Annotated in this window: 21 protein-coding genes; 7 read left to right on the top strand and 14 right to left on the bottom strand. The window is 70.7% G+C overall.

Going from position 1 to position 18,725, the window contains the following annotated elements:
* Positions 1-89: 89 nt before the first annotated feature.
* On the bottom strand, positions 90-1,367 hold the full coding sequence (locus tag AB0E91_RS30140; RefSeq protein ID WP_361788363.1) for a family 16 glycosylhydrolase: 1,278 nt from the start codon (positions 1,365-1,367) through the stop codon (positions 90-92).
* Positions 1,368-1,749: 382 nt separating this feature from the next.
* Entirely contained in the window at positions 1,750-2,205 is a 456-nt protein-coding gene (locus tag AB0E91_RS30135; RefSeq protein WP_361788361.1) for an Lrp/AsnC family transcriptional regulator, read from the bottom strand.
* Between the two features lie 93 nt (positions 2,206-2,298).
* Here AB0E91_RS30135 and AB0E91_RS30130 point away from each other — a divergent pair, with 93 nt between their 5' ends.
* On the top strand, positions 2,299-2,772 hold the full coding sequence (locus tag AB0E91_RS30130; RefSeq protein WP_361788359.1) for a rhodanese-like domain-containing protein: 474 nt from the start codon (positions 2,299-2,301) through the stop codon (positions 2,770-2,772).
* 26 nt (positions 2,773-2,798) lie between these two features.
* Here the strand turns inward: AB0E91_RS30130 and AB0E91_RS30125 are convergent, their stop codons facing one another.
* Entirely contained in the window at positions 2,799-4,721 is a 1,923-nt protein-coding gene (locus tag AB0E91_RS30125) for an SMI1/KNR4 family protein (protein ID WP_361788357.1), read from the bottom strand.
* A gap of 100 nt (positions 4,722-4,821) precedes the next feature.
* Entirely contained in the window at positions 4,822-5,172 is a 351-nt protein-coding gene (locus AB0E91_RS30120; RefSeq protein WP_361788355.1) for a MerR family transcriptional regulator, read from the bottom strand.
* Between the two features lie 93 nt (positions 5,173-5,265).
* Between AB0E91_RS30120 and AB0E91_RS30115 the strand changes: the two genes are divergently transcribed.
* Complete coding sequence (locus AB0E91_RS30115; RefSeq protein WP_361788353.1) at positions 5,266-6,048, top strand: amidohydrolase family protein; 783 nt, start codon at positions 5,266-5,268, stop codon at positions 6,046-6,048.
* A gap of 90 nt (positions 6,049-6,138) precedes the next feature.
* On the opposite strand, the gene AB0E91_RS30110 is transcribed toward AB0E91_RS30115, so the two are convergent.
* The 6 genes from AB0E91_RS30110 to AB0E91_RS30085 form a co-directional block, all read right to left on the bottom strand.
* Entirely contained in the window at positions 6,139-6,564 is a 426-nt protein-coding gene (locus tag AB0E91_RS30110; RefSeq protein ID WP_361788351.1) for a hypothetical protein, read from the bottom strand.
* Positions 6,561-7,310 (bottom strand): methyltransferase domain-containing protein, encoded by a 750-nt coding sequence (locus tag AB0E91_RS30105; RefSeq protein ID WP_361788349.1) that lies wholly within the window; start codon positions 7,308-7,310, stop codon positions 6,561-6,563. Before AB0E91_RS30105 ends, AB0E91_RS30110 begins: the two co-directional genes overlap by 4 nt.
* Positions 7,307-8,089, bottom strand: coding sequence for a DUF2071 domain-containing protein (locus AB0E91_RS30100; protein WP_361788347.1), 783 nt, complete (start codon positions 8,087-8,089; stop codon positions 7,307-7,309). Before AB0E91_RS30100 ends, AB0E91_RS30105 begins: the two co-directional genes overlap by 4 nt.
* On the bottom strand, positions 8,086-8,946 hold the full coding sequence (locus AB0E91_RS30095; protein WP_361788345.1) for a hypothetical protein: 861 nt from the start codon (positions 8,944-8,946) through the stop codon (positions 8,086-8,088). Before AB0E91_RS30095 ends, AB0E91_RS30100 begins: the two co-directional genes overlap by 4 nt.
* A 68-nt stretch (positions 8,947-9,014) precedes the next feature.
* Positions 9,015-9,383, bottom strand: a complete 369-nt coding sequence (locus AB0E91_RS30090; RefSeq protein ID WP_361788343.1) for a DoxX-like family protein — start codon at positions 9,381-9,383, stop codon at positions 9,015-9,017.
* 276 nt (positions 9,384-9,659) lie between these two features.
* On the bottom strand, positions 9,660-10,115 hold the full coding sequence (locus tag AB0E91_RS30085) for a MarR family transcriptional regulator (RefSeq protein WP_361788341.1): 456 nt from the start codon (positions 10,113-10,115) through the stop codon (positions 9,660-9,662).
* Between the two features lie 69 nt (positions 10,116-10,184).
* Here AB0E91_RS30085 and AB0E91_RS30080 point away from each other — a divergent pair, with 69 nt between their 5' ends.
* Positions 10,185-11,012 (top strand): alpha/beta fold hydrolase, encoded by an 828-nt coding sequence (locus AB0E91_RS30080; RefSeq protein WP_361788339.1) that lies wholly within the window; start codon positions 10,185-10,187, stop codon positions 11,010-11,012.
* Positions 11,013-11,036: 24 nt separating this feature from the next.
* On the opposite strand, the gene AB0E91_RS30075 is transcribed toward AB0E91_RS30080, so the two are convergent.
* Positions 11,037-12,398 carry an FAD-dependent monooxygenase gene (locus AB0E91_RS30075; RefSeq protein ID WP_361788337.1) on the bottom strand — a complete coding sequence of 454 codons (1,362 nt, stop codon included), beginning with the start codon at positions 12,396-12,398 and terminating at the stop codon, positions 11,037-11,039.
* 76 nt (positions 12,399-12,474) lie between these two features.
* On the opposite strand from AB0E91_RS30075, the gene AB0E91_RS30070 reads away from it, so the two are divergent.
* From AB0E91_RS30070 to AB0E91_RS30060, 3 genes are all read left to right on the top strand, one after another.
* Positions 12,475-13,365, top strand: a complete 891-nt coding sequence (locus AB0E91_RS30070) for a helix-turn-helix domain-containing protein (RefSeq protein ID WP_361788335.1) — start codon at positions 12,475-12,477, stop codon at positions 13,363-13,365.
* Between the two features lie 234 nt (positions 13,366-13,599).
* On the top strand, positions 13,600-14,082 hold the full coding sequence (locus AB0E91_RS30065) for a hypothetical protein (RefSeq protein ID WP_361788333.1): 483 nt from the start codon (positions 13,600-13,602) through the stop codon (positions 14,080-14,082).
* An 8-nt stretch (positions 14,083-14,090) separates the two neighbouring features.
* On the top strand, positions 14,091-14,297 hold the full coding sequence (locus tag AB0E91_RS30060; protein ID WP_361788331.1) for a hypothetical protein: 207 nt from the start codon (positions 14,091-14,093) through the stop codon (positions 14,295-14,297).
* Between the two features lie 143 nt (positions 14,298-14,440).
* Here the strand turns inward: AB0E91_RS30060 and AB0E91_RS30055 are convergent, their stop codons facing one another.
* The 3 genes from AB0E91_RS30055 to AB0E91_RS30045 all read right to left on the bottom strand — a co-directional run bounded on the left by AB0E91_RS30055 (position 14,441) and on the right by AB0E91_RS30045 (position 17,119).
* A complete protein-coding gene (locus AB0E91_RS30055) occupies positions 14,441-14,749 on the bottom strand; it encodes an excalibur calcium-binding domain-containing protein (protein ID WP_361788329.1) in 309 nt (102 codons plus the stop codon).
* Between the two features lie 88 nt (positions 14,750-14,837).
* Positions 14,838-16,406 carry a prepilin-type N-terminal cleavage/methylation domain-containing protein gene (locus AB0E91_RS30050; protein ID WP_361788327.1) on the bottom strand — a complete coding sequence of 523 codons (1,569 nt, stop codon included), beginning with the start codon at positions 16,404-16,406 and terminating at the stop codon, positions 14,838-14,840.
* Between the two features lie 68 nt (positions 16,407-16,474).
* The gene (locus AB0E91_RS30045) at positions 16,475-17,119 is read right to left on the bottom strand and encodes a hypothetical protein (protein WP_361788325.1); all 645 of its coding nucleotides are present in this window, start codon (positions 17,117-17,119) and stop codon (positions 16,475-16,477) included.
* A 367-nt stretch (positions 17,120-17,486) separates the two neighbouring features.
* Here AB0E91_RS30045 and AB0E91_RS30040 point away from each other — a divergent pair, with 367 nt between their 5' ends.
* Positions 17,487-18,635 (top strand): hypothetical protein, encoded by a 1,149-nt coding sequence (locus tag AB0E91_RS30040; RefSeq protein ID WP_361788323.1) that lies wholly within the window; start codon positions 17,487-17,489, stop codon positions 18,633-18,635.
* Positions 18,636-18,725: the final 90 nt, after the last annotated feature.

Genomic DNA, 18,725 nt, shown 5'->3' with positions numbered 1-18,725 from the left:
CGGCCCGGAGGCCGGGTACTCGGTGGGGGGAGATGAAGTCGCGCCGGAAAGACGGGGGTTGGCGGCCGAGCGATAGTCGCTCGCTCGGTTCAGCCCACGGTCCACTTCTGGTTGGCGTTGCCGCCGCACGTCCAAATCTGCAGGCGGGTGCCGTCGGCCGACGAACCGTCCTTCGCGTCAAGGCACTTGTCCGCGCCGACGTTGGTCAGGTCGCGGGCGGAGCTGTAACCCCACTGCTGGGCCTTGCTGCCGTTGCAGCGGTAGAGCTGGACGGCGGCGCCGTTGTCGGTCGAAGCGCCCTTCACGTCGAGGCACTTGCCGAGCGCGCGTACGGTGCCGTCGGTGCCGAGGGTCCACTTCTGGGCGTCGGCGCCGTTGCAGTCGTGCAGCTGGATCGGGGTCTCGTCGGCGTCGGAGGCGCCCGCGACGTCCACGCACATGCCGCCGATGCCCTTGATGGCGCCGGTGCGGGCGGTGCCGTCGCCGCCGGAGGCGGGCTGGTCCGAGGCGGAGACGTGGACGTAGTCGATGGTCATCGTCTGCGGGAAGGAGGTGCTGCCGTCGGGGCCGCCGGGCCAGTCACCGCCGACCGCCAGGTTGAGGATCATGAAGAACGGGTGGTCGTAGACCCACTTGTTGCCGTTCACGTCGGCCGGGGTGCGAGTCTCGTAGGCGTGGCCGTCGACGGACCAGGTGACGGAGTTGGGGCTCCAGTCGACCGCGTAGACGTGGAAGTCGTCGGCGAACGCCTTGCCGTCGGGCGAGTTGTAGGGGGCGCCGATGCCGCCCGCGCCGGAGTAGCCGGGGCCGTGGATGGTGCCGTGCACGGTGTTGGGCTCGTTGCCGACGTTCTCCATGATGTCGATCTCACCGCTGTTGGGCCAGCCGGCGCTGCCGAGGTTGTCGCCCAGCATCCAGAAGGCGGGCCACATGCCCTTGCCGCGCGGGATCTTGATGCGGGACTCGAAGTGGCCGTACTTCTGGGTGAAGGTCTGCGCGGTGTTGAGCCGGGCGGAGGTGAACTGGCAGGGACCGTTCCAGCACTGCAGGCCCGAGTCGGTGTTCTTGCGGGCGGTGATGACGAGGTTGCCCTTGCCGTCGAGCGCCGCGTTGTCCGTGCTCTTCGTGTAGTACTGCAACTCGTGGTTGCCGTTGCCGTTGCCGCCCGTCTCCAGCGTCCACTTGGACGAGTCGGGCGCCTTGCCCGCGGCGCCGTCGAAGTCGTCGGACCAGGTCAGGGCGGGGGCTGCGTCGGCTCTGTGCGCGGCGGGACCGGTCGTGGTGTAGAGGACGGCCGAGGCGAGAGCGGCGGTGCTCAGACACACCAGTCCTGCGAACGACCATCGGCGTGCGCGATGAGCGGCCATGGCGGGGACACACCTTGTCTGTGGGGGGAGTCGCTTGTGGGAACTGTTTTGGGGGGAGCTGTTTGTCGGGGGTTGTTCACGGGAAGCCTGTCCGGGCCGCCCTGGGGGTGCTTGCGGCTTCGGGCGTCGTACCGGTGCACACCGGGCGCGTGGTCCAACCGGGACCTGAGAGCGCTCTCCAGTGTGTGCGGGGGCGCCCGCCGGTGGGCCCTGACCATACGCACGTTCCATTGCCCCGGCCAACCGGAGCGCGGGGCCCAAATCCCCTTGAGCTGCGGTTACCTGGGCAATTGCGTGCCGCGTCCGAGGATGTTTAAGGGCCGATTAACCCGCGCTTAAGAAGGACCGGACCAAGTGGGCGGGCGGCGCGGCGGCGGTGTCGCTATGAACTCACCGCCGTGACCGGGCGGTTCGGGAGCGGGCTGGAGTAGACGACGCTGGTGGTGACGGAGCCGAGGCCGGCGATACGGCCGGTGGTCCGTTCGAGGTCGCGCATGGAGCGGGCGGCGACCTTCAGGACGAAGCAGTCCTCGCCGGTGACGTGGTGGGCCTCCAGGATCTCCGGGGTCGTGGCGAGCAGGTCCTCGAAGGGCTTGTAGTGGGAGGTCGGGTAGCGCAGTCGGACGAAGGCCAGGATGCCGAGGCCGAGGCGCTCCGGGTCGACGACGGCGGAGTAGCCACGGATCACGCCGGTCTCTTCGAGCCTGCGGACCCGCTCGGTGACGGCGCTGGCGGACATCGAGACGGCCCGCGCCAGCTCGGCGTAACTGGCCCGCCCGTCGCGCTGGAGGGCGGCCAGGATGCGCAGATCGGTGTCGTCGAGGGATTCAACGGTCATGGGCAATTATCGCCACGGGATTCCCGGGTGAGGGCCTGTCATGCCGTGGTTCGTCGGTTCCGGCCCGGTGGGGCGCTCCGTAGGGTCCTTCCCATGAACAACATCGACACGAGCCCGGCTCTCCGGGTACCGCCCGCGTCCGCCGCCGAAGCCGCCGCCTTCTTCACCGCACGTCTGACCTTCCAGGCGGACGTCTCCGATGTGCACGCCTCGCTCGACTCCGGCGACCCGGGGTTCGTCCTGGTCGACTCGCGTGGCGTGGCGGGCTGGGAGCAGGGACGGATTCCGGGTGCGGTGCATCTGCCCGGCGCCGAAATCCCTTCGCGCGCCGCCGGGTTGCTGGACCCCTCGGTGCCGGTCGTCACCTACTGCTGGGGGCCCGGTTGTGACGGTGCCACCCGCGCGGCACTCGCTCTCGCCCGGCTCGGCTACCGGGTCAAGGAGATGATCGGGGGCGTCGAGTACTGGATCCGGGAGGGGTTCCCGGTGGAGACGGCGGCCGGGGTCGAACGGCACGCGGTCGACCGGCTGACCGCGCCGGTCGGGTCCGTGACGTGCGGGTGTTGAACGGGCCGTACCGTCCGGCGTGGTCCCTACGGCCGGAGCGGGGTCATCCGGACGGTCAGGTACACCTCGCCGGGGCCCGGGGCGCGGTTCCAGGGGCGGGTCCGGAAGCTGTGCAGACGGCCGTGTTCCAGGGCGAACCGGGGCAGGCGAACGCCGAGTCGGTCTCCGAGCACCTCAAGGGTCCGGCGTTCGCCGAGGCGGCCCTCCGGGGACTCGCCACCGGCGAAAAGGCGGTCCGGGTCCAGCTCGTACGGCACGGTGCCGCGCTTGGTCCTCGTGGCGCCCCGGACCGTGAACGCGTACCGCTCCTCGCCGTCCTCCGCGACGGAGAGGTGAAAGACGCCGGAGGAGAGCCCACCGCCGCCGGCCGCGCTCCACACCGTCACCGCCCGCCTGCCCCGGGACGCGACGATGCCCGGCGGGACGAGGCGGCGTTCGTCCAGGTGTGCGCCGGGCCCCGGCTCCAGGGCGAAGCTCCATCCGGGACCCGCCCGGCCGACGACGGTCGCCGCCTCGTCCGCCCACGGGGTGTCCGGCCGCACGCCACGGGATCTGAGCCGTGCCTCCCATGGCGTCGCCGGATCGCTGAGACCCGTGACGCCCTCCGCTCCGATCAGGCCCGGGAGCTCGTCCGGCTCCACGCCCTCCACGAGGACGAAACGGTACGAGGAGAGGAACCTGCCGGGGCCCTGGTCGGCCAGCCAGGCCAGGCCCGGTGGGTCGAGGTCGGCCGTGGGAGCCGGGGGTTCGCCCTGCTGTCCTGCCTGTCCTGCCCGTGCTGCCCGGGGTATGGCCAGCAGTTCGCGGCCGCGTTCCCGGGTGATCAGGGGACCGAGGAGCGGGTCGGCGCACAGGCCGACGGGGGCGAGGTGGTCGGGGCCGAGCGGGCGCCATTCGGGCAGGGCGGTGCGCAGGGTGTGCCAGGCGGCGTCCGTGTCGCCCCAGCGGGCCTGCTCGCGCGCCCGCTCCACGGCCTCGCCGAAGGGACCGTCGGCGAGGTATCGAAAGGTGCCCTCGCTCAGCTGCCGCAGCAGATCCTGTGCCGACTCCCGCGCTGTTCTGGTGGCGACCGGTATCCCCACCAGCGCACTGTCGCTCCGCTGCGTCCGCACCCTTTCGGCCAGGAGCACGGGCAGGAACTCCGGCGCGTACAGCGGGTCGGACGCGAGGCCGTCGAAGCTCACCAGGGAGGTCTCCCCGAGGAGTCGGCGGAGCTGGTCGTGCAGCCCCTTTGCCCGGGGCCGGCCGTACTCCGCCGCGTCCGCCAGCACGGCTGCCGCCTCCTCGTGCCGTCCGCTCAGCGCGTCGAGACGGGCGGTCTCGACGGACGCGTCCACCGCGCGCGTCGTGGCGTTGACGAACTCCCTTCCCTCGCGCAGCGACCGGTCCCCCTGGAGGCGGTGGAATTCGCGGTACATCGCCTCCAGGAACGCGCGGAACGACGCGTACCGTTCGGGCGGCGCGGCGTGCCACGGCGCCCAGGTGTACAGGGCCCACTCCCCCGCGTCGCCCGTGTCCCCGGGGTCGAGCAGGACGTAGACGGCGTCCGACTCCACCTGCAGTTCCAGCGCACGGTGCCACATCCCGGCGAGCAGCTCGTCCTCGGGCGTCGAGTCGTCGTCCAACTCGCCGGGGAAGTACTCGGACAGGCCGCTCGCGTCCTCGTGCGGCCGGGCCCGCTCGGTGCCGGCGAGCAGCCAGACGAAGGCGCCCGCGTGCCGCCAGCCGTCGGTGACCGCGAGGAAGGTCCGGTACGAGGGCGGCAGGCGGTGTCCGATCCGCTCCTCCAGGGCGCGTATCCGCTCCTCGGAGGCGGGCGCGAACCCGAGCCACCGCGCCCGCACGGCCTCCTCGTCGCCGCTCCCCGCATCAGGCGCCTGCGCGTCCGCCCATTCCCCGCTCCAGCGCTCGAGGAAAGGCCGCCAGCCGTCCACCGTCTCCGTCGTCATGAGGAGATCGTGACAGGCACCACTGACAACGGCGGCGCGTGCGGGCGGGCTGGCTGGCTGGCTGGCTGGCCGACTGGGGTGGACCCCTCATCGGCTCCGCCTATCGGCTCTCCGCGCCCGCGATGGTCTCCCGAAGCAGCCTGCGGGCCGCCGTCAGCTCCTCGGCGCGCCGGTCCAGCGTGCGCAGCTGGTCGCGCAGGGTGTCGAGGACGCCGGGGCAGGGTCGTACGGCGGCCGTGTCGGTGGTGCAGGGCAGCACCTGGCGGATGACGCGTGTCGGCAGCCCGGCGGCGAGGAGGGCGCGGATGCGGTGTACGTCGGCTGCGGCCTCGGGGCCGTAGGAGCGGTAGCCGTTGGGCAGCCGGTCGGGGTGGAGGAGGCCCGTGCGCTCGTAGTGGCGCAGCAGGCGTTCGCTCGTGCCGGTGTGCTTGGACAACTCCCCGATCAGCACGGGACGTTCCTCTCGTTTGACCTTCCAACGGTGTCAGGGTCCAACACTGGTCCGGCCGCGCCGCATTCCGGCGGTCTCCCCAGGAAGGTGCCCATGATTCTCGATGCCCACAGCCACGTGCACGACCCGCTCGGCCCACAGTTGTCCGCGCTGGACGACGCGGGGGTGGACCGTGCCGTCCTCTTCCTGACCCGGCCGCACCCGGAGCGGGCCACGGATACCGCTTCGCTCCGCCGGGAGATGAGCGTGCTGGAGGGCGCGCTGAGCGGTGGGGCGGCGGACGGATACGCCGAGGCGTGGCGGGAGTTCGACGCGGCGCTCGCCGCGCACCCCGACCGCTTCATCGGCTTCGGGGCCGTCCGGCTTGGCCGTTCACTCGACGAGACCATGGCCGCCGTGGAGCGGGACGTGGTCGGGCGCGGCCTGTACGGCATCGGGGAGTTGACCCCTCCCCCGGACCGCGCGGACCTCGTCGAGCCCGTCCTCCGGGCGGCTCACGACCACCCCGGTCTGCCGGTGGTCGTCCACGGATACGCGCCCACGACGGCGGCGGACGTACGCACTCTGGCCGCGCTGGCGGCTCGCTACCCCCATGTTCCGCTGGTGATCAGTCAGTTGGCCGGCGCGAACTGGCTGGACGCGATCGAGCTGGCCCGTGACACACCCAACCTCCATCTCGAACTCTCCACCGCGCAGGTCGCCTTCGCCGTCCGGCTGGCGATCCAGGAGCTTCCCACGCGCACGTTCTTCGGCTCGGACGCGCCGTACGGCGATCCGGTGGTCGCCCGCACGATGGTGGAGCGGGTGACGCCACGCGGGGAGGTGCGGGAGCGGGTGCTCGGGGGGAACCTGGCCGAACTGCTGGGGTTGGGCTGAGCGGCGTCGCCCCAGGTTCGCTTCGAGGAAGGGCGAGGACGCGGAAATCGGGGCCGGTCGTCGCCCGGCAAGCCACTGCCGCACCACACCTCACCCCAGCCCATACACCGTCGCCGTAGCGAACACCGCCGTCACCCAGGTCCACAGCGCCGCCAGACCGACGTGGCCGGCGGTGCGCAAGCGGTGGCCACGCCAGATGCGGGGGGAGAAGTAGGCGAACTCCATGATCCAGCGGAGGCCCCAGAACAGGGTCTGGCCGCAGAGCAGGAACGTCGGCAGAGGTGCGCCGGTGAGCAGGGCCGGTGCGAAGGCCAGCGGGAGGGAGCCGAGCAGTGCGCAGGTCAGTGCGATGAAGAACAGGTGGGCGTAGGAGACTTGACGGGTGAGCAGGCTGCTGGAGCGCAGGTCGGCGGGCCAGCCCAGGATGCGTGGGAGTGCGACGTGCACCAGCCCCATGAGGATCAGGGCGACGCCGACCAGGCGCAACTGGACCGTCAGGCTGAGGAGTTGGGTCACCGTCGATCCTTGGTGAAGGCGAATGCCGTGATCAGGCCCGCGAAGCGGCGCTCGGCGCTGTGTTCCAGCCCCGCGTGGGCGGCGAGCCGCAGCCATTCCCGGCGCGGCAGGAAGTGCCAGGCGCCGGGCCCGAACACGGCCGTGTTGGCCGCGTCTCGCAGGTGTTCGGCGACGAGAAGCGTGCCGCCCGGCCGCAGCAGCCGGGCGCATTCGGTGAACAGCCGCTCCCGGTCCTCCGGTCGGCGCAGTTCGTGCGCGGCGAAGACGAGCAGGACGGTGTCGGCCGCGTTCGCCGGGTGCGGCAGCGCCCCCGGGCGGCCCGGTACGGCGTGGGCGGGGGGTGGCACCCGGCGCCGGGCGCGGCGCACGGACCCCTCGTCCGTCAAGGTCCGGTCGTACAGGTCGATGACGGTCTGCCGGGCCTTCGGCCAGCGTGCGGCGAGCGGTGCGCTCACCTCGTCCAGGCCGGTGCCGATCACCACGTACTCCGACGGGATGCGCGGCAGCAGCGACTCCAGCCAGTCGTAGGTGTACAGGCCGGAACGGTCGTAGACGTGCCAACTCGCCGCCGTGGCGGTGCACAGGAGAGCGAGTGCCGCGGCCGATCCCGTCCGGGCGAGGGGGCGCAGTGTCCGGGGCAGGTGTGGAGCGAGGAGGGCGGCGGCCGTCGCGGTCGCCGCACCCGCCGCGTACTGGGGCCAGTTGTAGGCGATGACGTCGCGGACGCCGGAGTGCCGGGGCGTCATCGCATGCCGCCGTTCTCGGTACGGCGCACACCGCGTTGCCAGCCGTAGTCGACGCCCGCGACGTGGAAGGCGTTGGCGAGCACGGGGTGGGTTCCGGCGAGCGGGCCGTGGTCGAAGAAAGTCAGCCGACGCACATCGACACGGACGGGCTGCGGGTCCCACTGCGTACGGAACGCCTTGACCACGATCACGGAGCGGGTCCGGGGTTCGTACTCGAAGGTGTACGGCAGGGGTCCGGCGAAGCGGCGGGCGGCGCGGGCGTCGGTGAAGGGGCTGTGCGGGGGCAGCGGTGCCGGGGCGCCGCTCAGGTCGGCCCGCACCTCCAGGTCGGCGTGCCCGTCCTCGCTGTCGACCCGGAATTCCAGGGTGCCGTCCGTGACGCGCGAACCGATGTCGGCCAGACGGTAGTTGTAGCGGGTGAACAGGTTGCCGCCCAGCCGCATCAACCGGGTGTCGGTGTCGCTGCGCAGGATGCGCAGCCCCCGCATGGTGCGCCCGCCGGGGGTGCGGAAGCGCGTGAAGACGCGGTAGCCGGTCAGCAGGAAGTCGCGGCCCAGTCGGGCGGGCAGGAACGCCGGTCGCAGGGCACGGGTGTCGACCAGGGCGGCGGCCACGAAGCCGTACTCCACGCCCTGTTCGCCGCGACGGTACGTGTCGAGTTCCAGGCCCGGTGGCACCAGCGGGCGCAGCACCTCGGCGGGCAGGGCGTACGACAGGACGAGCGAGTGCGCGAAATGCGTGCGCATCGCCATGGGATGACGCTGCATCAGATATCTCACGGGTCGATCCTTCGGTCCTGGGTGCCCGTCGGGTCCGCGCCCAGCCGCACCACGCGCACGACGCCCCACAGTGCGGATCGGTCCCGCGCCGCCCAGCCGGGTCCCGTCGCCGTGGGCTCGCGGAAGCTGCGCAGGACGACGATGCCGCCGGGTCGCACGGCACGGCGCACGGCGGCGCGCAGCCGGGCGGCGAAGGCGGGTCCGGGTCCGTCGAGCACGTTCGAGAGGGTCACCGCGTCGTAGGCGCCCCTCGGCGCCTGTTCCAGCGCGTCGACCACGTCGGCGTGGACGAGGCGGACGTCCGGCGTGAACAACGGCCGCGTGCCGGGCAGTTCGGAACCTGCGAGCAACCGCCACATCCAGGGGTTACGGGCATTGGGGTGCCCGGCGACGGTTCGCCCCAGGCGCCGTCTGAGCACCTCGTCGAAGCGCGCCGGGACGACGTGCGCGAACGAGGGGCGCAGCGCCACCGCGAGTGCCCCGCCCGGCCGCAGCGCGAGCCGCGTCAGCCGTGCCAGCCCCGGGCCGTCCAGTGCGGTACGCCAGTGCCGGGCCTGTTCCGCCGGGTTGTCGAGCGCCAGGAAGGCGCGCAGGGCGGGCCCGCGCCAGGCCGGCAGCAGTGCGCCGGCCGTTCCACGGCCCAGCCGCATCAGCGTCTCCGCGGAACCTTCCGTGATGGCTCCGCCCGCGAGCCGGTCGCGCGCGTAGGCGAGTTGTACCGGATTGACGTCGACGGCCGTCACGTCGTGGCCGGCCTGCCTCAGGGCGGCAGCGGTGTCGCCCGCAGAGGCGATGCACAGCACCCGGGCCCCCGAGCCGGGCAGGACGCGGAGCTCGATCCCGTAGTCCTCGTACATCCGCCCGAACAGAATGCGAGGGCCGCCCGACCCGCTGATGATCCGGCCTCGTGCCCATGGTGTGCCGCTCACCGGACCGCCGCTCTCGGCGACGTCCCCGCCACCAGCCAGATCAGCGCCAGGAACGCCAGATTCTGGGTGAGCATCCGCCCCGGCTCCGCTATGTGATCGAGGCCGAACAGCAGCCCGCCCGCGTTGAACACCACCACGAGCGCCGTCTGTACGACAGCGGCAGTCCGGGCCCACAGCCCGGAGAGCGCCCACAGACCGACGGCCGCCTCCGCGACACCGAGGGCGATCAGCGCGGCCGTCACCGCCCAGGGCGGCATGTGGGGAACGTCCCCGACGATGGCCCGCTGGTCTTCCCGCCCCGGCCAGACCTTGCACCACAAGCCCTCGTAGAACCACACCAGAGCGACAGCCCAACGGGCCAGCACCCCTTGCCACCCTCGCACTACGGGTCGGTCTCGCCGCCCGTCGGGGGGCGCATCCGCGGCAGGCGGAGCACCGGACGCACCGGCGCGGTGCGCGGCCGGAGCGGCAGACCCGGTCAGAAAGCCCATGGACATCACACCGATCGCAGAATTGAACGTGTTCAAGAACAGCGTACCCATGTGCGACCGTGAGAGATCAAGGTTGCGGAGAAGCCTCGGCCGAGGAACATGCGAAACCACCGCAATCCGCAGCGCGATCACGGGCACGATCTGCGCCCGTCAGACCGAACGCGCCCGCCCGGCGGACTCCAGCACCGCGGCCAGAAAGCGGCCCACGGTCTCCAACTCGCCTGCTTCGAAGTCCTCCGAGACCGCCACCACCTCACCGATCAGCGGCCCGAAGAAGCTCCACCCGAGTTCCGTGGCCTTCTCCTCCACCTCCAGGAGGACGCGGCGTCGGTCGGCCGTGTCCCTGCTGCGCCGGACCAGTCCGAGCCGCTCCAGCCGGTCCACGAGGGCGGTGGTCCCGGCGGAGTTGAGGCGCAGTTGCTCGCCGAGCCAGCCGGGTGTGGCGCGGGTGCCGGTCCGTGCCGCGTCGAGCAAGCGGATGAGCGCGCGTACATCGGTGGGGTGCAGCCCGTGGCGCGCGGCGAACTCGGCGCCGAGCAGGTCGAATTCCACGGTGACCGCGCGGAGCAGGTGCACCAGTCGCATCGCCGGGCTCTGATCGTCCATTGCGTACTCCCTCGTCCTGCGGCGTATTATCTCGCCGAACGAGATTATCGCTCACCGAGAGGGATACCCGTGCCACCGTCCCGATTCGACCTTGCCTACGCCGAACTGCGCGCCCGCTGGCCCGAGTTCACCGAGGAACGCGACATCGCCACGCCGTACGGGCGTACCCGCGTCCATGTGTACGGCCCTGCGGACGGGCGCCCGCTGGTGCTGCTGCCGGGCGGCTCCGCCACCGGACTGGCCTGGTTCGCCAACGCACCGGCGCTCGGGGAGCGTTACCGGGTCCACGCGGTCGACCTGCTGGGCGACGCGGGCCGTACCGAACGCCGGGGCGCGCCCCTGAAGAGCGCGGACGATCTCACGGCCTGGCTGGACGCGCTGCTCGACGGGCTGGGGCTCGCCCGCACGCACCTGTGCGGCCACTCGTACGGCGCCTGGCTGGCCGTCAGATACGCACTGCACGCACCGCAGCGGGTCGACCGCCTGGCCCTTGTCGACCCCACCCAGGTCTTCGCGGGGTTCCGCCCCGGCTACCTGCTGCGCGCCCTGCCCCACCTGCTCCGCCCGAGCGAGGCCCGCGCCCGCGCCTTCCTGGCCTGGGAGACGGCGGGTACCCAACCGGACGAGACCTGGCAGCGCCTCTACGCGCTGGCCACCACCGTTCCCGGCCGCAAGCTGATCGCCGGTGGCCGCCCCGGGACCGCCGGCCTCTCCATGCCGGTACTGGTCCTGCTCGCCGAGCACAGCCGCGCCCACCACGCGGGCAAGGTCGCCGACAGGGCCCGCCGCACGCTCCCGCAGAGCGACGTGGCACTGCTCCCCGGAGCCACCCACCACTCCCTGCCGCTCACCGCGCCGGAGCAACTCAACGACCGGTTGGCGGAGTTCCTGGGCTGATCGGCACCGGAGCGCGGTGGGGGGTCACCAGGCCGCGCGCGATGCGGTGGGAGACGGTGGGTAGTCGTCGACGGTCATGGAGTCGTAGAGGCGTGCGCTCTTGGTGACGAGGCGCAGGAGGGTCCGGCTGAGCCCTGCGGGCAGGGCGGAGATCAGGCGGGCGCCCCGGGCCAGTCCTGTCACGCCGAGGCGCGAGGTGGGGATCAGGGTCTTCGCCGCGCTGAGCGCGGCCGCGTGGCTGCCGCGCACGTGCTCCGCCATCGCGCGCTCGTAGGCGGGGAAGGCGCGCTCGTGGTCGCCGTCCGCCCGCGCCAGCTCCCCGGCGAGGACGTACGCACCGACGACGGCCAGGCTGGTGCTGCCGCCGACGGCCGGGCCGGGGCAGTAGCCCGCGTCGCCGACGAGCGTCACCCTCCCCCGCGACCAGGTGTCCATGCGGAGCTGGGTGATCGAGTCGAAGTAGAACGCCGGCGTGCGGTCGAGCTCGTCCAGCCAGCGGTCCACATGGCCGTGCAGGCCCGCGAACGCGCCGCGCAGCAGCTCCTTCTGCCGGGGCACGTCGCGGTGGTCGTATTCGAGCTCGCGCTCGCTCCGGAACAGGAACAACGCCCGCGCGTCGCCGAGGTGCCGCGCACCGTACATGCCGGCGGTGCGGCCGACGCCGACGTGCATCAGGAGCTCGCGGTCGAGGCCGAAGACGTTCGGCAGGGTCAGCACCCCCAGGTAGGCCCCGGTGAAGGCACTGAAGCGGGACTCGTCGCCGAAGCTCAGGCGGCGCACGTTGGAGTGCAGGCCGTCGGCGCCGACGACGAGGTCGAAGCGGCGCGGCGCGGCGTTCTCGAACCGCACCTCGCCGTCGGGCGAGATGGCGGTGATCGAGTCGCCGAAGACGTACTCGACGTCGTCGCTCGTGGCGTCGTGGTAGATCTCGCTCAGGTCGTCGCGCATGATCTCGACGTGCCGGTCGGAGGCGCCGCCGAAGATCTTGGAGAGGTCCGCCCGGGTGGGACGCCGGGCGCCTTCCCGGTGGACGGTCATCCGGTTCGTGGCGATGGCCCGCTCCTCGACGCGTGGGAGCACACCCATCTTCTCCGAGATGTCCATCGCGGGCCGGAACAGGTCGACCGCGTGGCCACCGGTCCTGCGCAGAGCCGGTGCGCGCTCGACGACGGTGACGGAGAAGCCGTGCCTGGTGAGCCAGTAGGCGAGCACCGGACCCGCGACACTGGCGCCGGAGACAAGAATCCGCGGGGCGCCTTTCCTTCTCATTCGCTCCACCGGCCCGGCATCGTCGCGGGTGAGCGAGTGGTGGGCCATACCGCGTGCGTCGCCCAAGGGCTCTCCCGGGATCGGGGAGCTTGCGAGTCCGTCGTCGGAGGCAGTCATGGGCTCACTGTCGCCGCCGGCGACCAGCCACGGATTGGATAAATGTTCCCTCGGCCGACTCAACTACCATGGAACGGTGCGGACTTTCATGCATGGTTCGGCTGTATGGGACGTCGCGTGTCCGCAGCGGCCGAGCCGGGTTGCGGGTGTCACTATGGCCGGATTCCGGGTCCGTGACCTGGACGCGCTCCGGATGGTCCCGCACCCGGCCGTGACGCTGCTCCTGGAGTTCGGCGCGGGCTCGCCCGTCGTCGACTGGGCCGCCGGGCGGCGGGAGCGGGGAAGCGTCGTCGCCGGGCCCGGTTTCGGTTCCGGTGGCGCGGTCCGGGCGCGGGGCGAGAACGTCGAGTGCGTCCAGGTGCGCCTGTCCCCGTTGATCGCACGCGCGCTGCTGGGCGCCTCCCCTGCCGAACTCGACGGCACCGTCGTGTCGCTGGACGATCTGTGGGGCCGAGAAGCGTCACGAATCCGCGAGCGACTCGGCGAAGTCCCGTCGTGGCAGGACCGCTTCGCGTTGACGGACGCGCTGCTCCTCCGTCGGCACGCGGCGGGGCCTCCGGTGGACCGGGAGGTGGCCTGGGCCTGGCACCGGATCACCCGCAGTCATGGCCTGACCCGGGTCGACGCGCTCGCGGCCGAGGTCGGGTGGAGCCGTAAGCGGCTCTGGTCCCGCTTCCGGTCCCAGCTCGGCCTGCCGCCCAAGCGCGCCGTGAAGCTGGTCCGCTTCGACCATGCCGTCCACCGCCTGGTCGCAGGTGACGGCGCGGCCCGAGTCGCGGCCGACGCGGGCTACGCCGACCAGTCCCACCTGCATCGTGACGTCATGGAGTTCACCGGGGCGACCCCAGCGACCGTGGCCGACGAGCAGTTTCTCGCCGTGGACGACATCGCGTGGCCCAACCGCGGAACACCCGACAAGCCTCACGTCCCCTGGGGTCTCTCCGGCCCGGTCGCCGACGGGAGTTGAGACGGCTACAGCTGTGAACGTCGCCGACGTCACCCGCGCCGGGCGGGCCCGGCGACGCCCCCGCTCGGCATCCTCACCGACGTCGACACCGGCAGCCCTGCGCCAGGGGGTGACTGCGGGACGCGGTTGGCGGGCCTCGCCGACTGCGGCGCCGGCAGGTGTGTCGGTGCCCTCCCGTAGCGTGCATGCCGAAAGCGTGGGCAGCGGCCTGCACGGATGGGTGGGGAGAGTGGCATGAGTGACCGTATGGAGTGGCCGGCGGGGCGTGACAAGGACGCCGCGCTGATCATCAGGACCGACCATGCGGACGAGCGAGCATGGTCGGCCGTGAAGGCGGATCTGATGACGCCGTGGGGAGAGCACGACGACTTCGAGCCGTACGTCCATGTGGTCGACGATCCGCGGTGGGCGGGAATCACACCCACGCAGGCTCTCTCCGAGGCATCCGCGCACGGAGAGGGCCACGGCGTCGTCTACCTCGCCGACCGTGTCTCCATGCGGGAAACCCCTGTCACATTGCTGGCGTTGTCCCTGCTGACCAGGGATCAGTGCGAGAGCGAGGAGGAGTTCGAGGCGTACGGCGGCACGTTCCGCGTGACGCCGGCCGGGATTCACGAGATGAACGCGAACCTGATGATCGCCAACCTGGGCTTCGGCGATTTCGCCGATGCGGCCAGGAATGATCCCGAGGGCGTCTTCCGAGGATTTGCCGGCTGAAGCGCTCCGTGCAAAGCGCTGCCGAGCTGCGGCATCCGCGCGATGCCGAACGGCGTGCGGCACCGGAAACTCCGCCTTGCGCGACGACGTCGCTGCACGGCATCTGGAGCGAGAACGCGCTGCCGCCGTCGCTCATCAACCCCAGCGACAGCGGCAGTTGGCAGAGCGAGTCCGACGGCTTCATGACCGGTACTGAGGGCCTGGCCACGATCTGACGAACTGGTCCTGGGCGCCCGCCACTTCCGCACCATCCAGAACGTCCGCAACGTCCTGGTCATGCTGCTCTCCGGCTCGGCCCACATGTAAGCCCGGCCCCGGCGCGGGCGGCCGCACCCGGAGCCACCGCCCAACGGCTCTGTCAACTGCCCGTCGGCGACGGCTTGACCGGCGCGATGATCGGTGCGCCGTCCTTGTCGGTCATGAAGTCGCGGTGGACCGGCTTCTTGTCCGTCGGCTCGGGGAGGTTCGGGCACGCGATGCCGTCGCCGTCCCGGTCGAGTCCGTTCGGGTCGAGCGCGTCCGCTCGCAGCACCGCTTGCGCGTCGGCCTGGGCCTTGAACGTGTCGCAGTCGACCACGTGCCCCTTGTGCACGTACGGAGCGACGTCGAACGTACGCTCCGGGGGTCTGTCGCCCCCGCACGCGGTCAGCGTGATCGCCGCGATCACACCGACCACCGCGAGGGAGATACGACATCCCGGTCGTAGCCGGCGATCCTGTCCCTTACGGGAGTTGCGTGGCTGCTCCGGCATGATCCTAGGCCGATCCTGTCCGGAACACCGCGACCGCTGCGTTCGCCTGATCCACCGCATACAGCTTCCCCGTAGTGTTGTTCACGGCCATCGCGGAGAACTGGCGAGGCGTGCCGAGCGGAGACTGCGGCAGCAGCGTGCCGCCGTCGACCACTCCGATGCCCCCCTGCGGGCCACCCCCCTGGGGGGCGCCTCCCTTCTGTTGTGCGACGAAGATCCTGTTGAAGTTTCTCAGCACGGCGACCTTGTGCGCAGGGTTCCCCAGGGGAGATGAGCTTGCGCAGGCTGGTGCTTGCCCCGTGACCTTCGTCCCGACGATTCGGTCGATGCGGCCCCCCTGACCGCCGCAGTTGGTTCCACCGTACAAGTAGACGTAGACCGCCCCTGCCGCGGAGTTGTAGACCGCGACTTGGGTCCCGTAGGGCGTCCCTACCGGGTCGGTGATCTCTGTTGAAGTGCCGTCGCTGGGGTTGATGACGATCGTCGTCGCGACGGCCTTCCACACGCCCGAGGGCTTTGCCGGATCCTGAGCGCACCTCTTGGCAAGGAGGTAGACCAGGTTGCGGCCGGGATCGAGGACGGTGGTGCCACGAACGCTGTTCATGACGAGGACGTTCCCGGCGTTGCGGCCGCAGACCGAGGTCGTCGGGAGCTGCGCTGCGATCTTGGCGTCGTGGGTCTGGGACGAGACAGCGAAGAGGCCTATCGTGGTGAACGAGTATGCGAAATACACCGTGTGGTGCACGGTGTCAAAGGAAAAGTCCAGGTCTGGGATCGCGGATGCTGTGGCGGGCAGTGGGATCGGCGTCGCCGACGAACTGCCGGCCGCGATGTAGGCGACCGCCAATTCGTCACTATTCACACGGCCACCGACATAGACGTCGCCGTTCTCGGGAGAGACGGCCATGGCGACGACGGACGCCGTGAAGCCGCTTGCACGGGTCACTTGATTGGCATTGGTCGTGTCGATGATCGCGACGCCGCCCACGCCCCCGACGTAGACCCGCCCCGTGCCGGGGTCGACCGCGATACGGGTCGGACTCGTCACCGCACTGGAGACGTCGATCGGATCACCGACCGGGGTGTCGGTCTTCCCGTCGATCACGGTCACGCTGTTGTTGTCGCTGGCCACGACATACACACGATTGACCTTCTCGTCGACCGCGACGTCGGTCGCATTCGGACCCACCGGGATCGCGTCCGCCCCGGCCTCCGTCGGTGCGGAGGTGTCATACAGCGCGAACGACGACTTCTCACCCCGGCCGCACTTGTTCTCCTCACCGACCGACACCATGTTGTAGACCGGATCACTCGACAACAGCCCGTCAGCCTTCAGATCATCGGTCGTACCGTAGTGACCGTGCTTTGCACAGTAGGCCTCCTCCGCCGTCCGCAGAGTAGCCGCATCCGCGGCGACCGCGTTCTTACGACCCTTGTCACCGATCCCCTTGACGGAGAACACCACGATGGCCGCAAGGACACCAAGAATCACGATGACCACGAGCAGCTCGATCAGCGTGAAACCGTCCTGACGTCTGACACGCAACAAGAACAGGCGATGATCCGAAGTCATGGCAGTCGGGGCTTCCTTCGATCGATGAGACACCTTCAGCCCGAGCGCACGCGCGGGCCCTTGCCGCGTCACGGTGTTCCCCGCCGCACCGGCTTGACGTCTTTCGGTTTCGGCAGGTCCGGACACGCGATGCCGTTCCCGTCGTCATCGAGGTGATTCGGGTCGGCCGGCGCGAAACGCAGGACGGCCTGCGCGTCCGCCTGGCTGGCGAAGTCCGGGCAGTCGTAGGCGTCATTGCCGTAGCGCAGGAAGTAGCGAGCGTCGAAGGACCGCTTCGGCTGCGGGCAGAGCGCGCTGCGAATGTCGTCAGGGCCGCACTTGAAGTGCTGTGCGCTACCGGCGACCGGTTTGGTGTCGCGCGGTTCCGGCAGTCCACGACAGGCGACGCCGCCCCCGTCGTCAAGATGATTCGGATCGCCGGGGTCGGCCCGCAGCACCGCCTGGGCATCCGCCTGACTGGCGAAATTGATGCACTCGAACGCGTCGCCGTGGACGGCGTAGTCCTTCGCGTCAAACACCTTGCCGTGTGGGCACAGCGCGCTGCGCGGGGTGCCCGGCGTGCACCACTTGGGGTCGGCCTTCTGGGTCGGGGCGGCCGCATCCGACCCACCGCGCACAAGCACCACAATGACCAGCGCCACCGCGACCACCGCGAGAACCGACGCACCCCACCTGATCACGCGCGAGCGCGGCAGTCTGCTCAACAGTGCCATAACACGCCTCTGACCATTGCGTCGCCGGCCCCTCCCTCGCGTCCCGCAGCCGGCCGACGGCGTTCCCCCGCCGGTCCACTGCAGGCTGGATACGTGCATTACATCCACAGCAAGGCAGGTTGTCAATCATTGACTACTGGGTGGCCGAGTGAGCACCATCTAGGCATGTGAGGCACCGTCACGCCGGGAAACCTCGCAGATGCCGAGGAGTTGTCGGACATTTGCCTGCTCCCGCCAGCAGGGTGCCGGGGCGGCAGTCGCCGCCAACCGGATCGACGAGGAGCAGCAGATGCAACGAAGGTCCAGACGCACTCGGAGCGCTCCGCGCTCCGGCCGCACCGCGATGCGCCGGTTACGGAACGCGTTCGTGGCGGGTGCCCTCGCGACGGGGCTGATCGCCGCCTCGGCACCGACGGTGTTCGCCACGACGAATTCACAGGTCGGGATCGCGAACAACATGTATCCCGCGGTGAAGGACATGAAAGCCACACTCGAGTCGATCGAGCCGTTCACGGCGTTCACGGCGAATGCCGCATCGCAGACCGGCGGGTTCTGGAACAAGCCGGCGATCGATACGTCGACGATGCGGGGGATCACGTCCGGAAGCCTGCGCCAGCAGCTGAAGAGCGCCGGCCCCTACACCACGTGCGATCCGTCTTCGTCGAACAACTGCGTGAACGGGCCGTTGCACATCGACGCGTTCCTGTCGGCGGACGAATCCAACGTGAACGCGGTCATCCCGACCGCGGCCGGCGGGACGTGCACGGCGAGCGGGAGCGTCGAGTGCAACGGCGTGCTCTCGAGCAAAACCGCTGTGGCGATCGGGAGCCTGGCGATCTACAGCTGCAGCGGCAGCTGGGCGGGCTCGACGCACGGTGACGACCCGTCCAACGCCGGGAGTCCGCCGCTGGCGTTCGGCGCGGACGCCAATGGCAGCGGCAACGGCAAGCCACAGTCGCCTCGGTGTGACGCGTCGCCGGTCTCCGGCGGTGCACCCACGACAATGTCGGGGTTGGTGAGCTGGCTCGCGACGAGTGGGCACCGGATCGCGGTAGCCGACCCGGCTTCCGCGCCGTTCGGTGCGGCGTCCAAGCAGGCGTTGACACAGAACGGTTTCTCGTGGGTCACCAGCGGGGCGGGCCAGAACGTGTTCACCGGAAGCGCGTGCGACAGCGCGGGTACGGCATGCAAGGTGCGCCTGGAATCCGGGATCAGCCAGGTGCGTGGCGCGGTGACGGCGAATGCCGGCGGGAACACCCAGCTGGGTCTTGTCGCGAAGTCGAACATCATGCACGTGAGCTGGACGTCGAGTTCGCTGAACGGCACCACGGGCGATGATCCCAACACGTGGACCGAAGTCGATCCGAGCGCGTACTCCGGCTACGGCGACATCCAGCAGTGGGGCGTCGCCCTGAACGGCGGCAACACCGGCGCAGAGGCCGCCTGGGCGGACCTGCTCAGCAAGTGGAACGGCAACTCCGCTATCCAGACGACCCTCGCCGCCTACGGCTACTAGGGCCTGTCTTTCGGATCAGGCCGCTCCAGCCGAGCGAGCTTTTCGGCCGACCCGAGCGGGGGCTGGTGCGTGCAGCTGCAAGGCGGAGGA

The sequence above is a fragment of the Streptomyces sp. NPDC026659 genome (assembly GCF_040638245.1).
Lineage (GTDB): Bacteria > Actinomycetota > Actinomycetes > Streptomycetales > Streptomycetaceae > Streptomyces.
The sequence above is the reverse complement of the archived record's forward strand: the minus strand, read 5'-3'. Positions and strand labels throughout refer to the sequence as shown.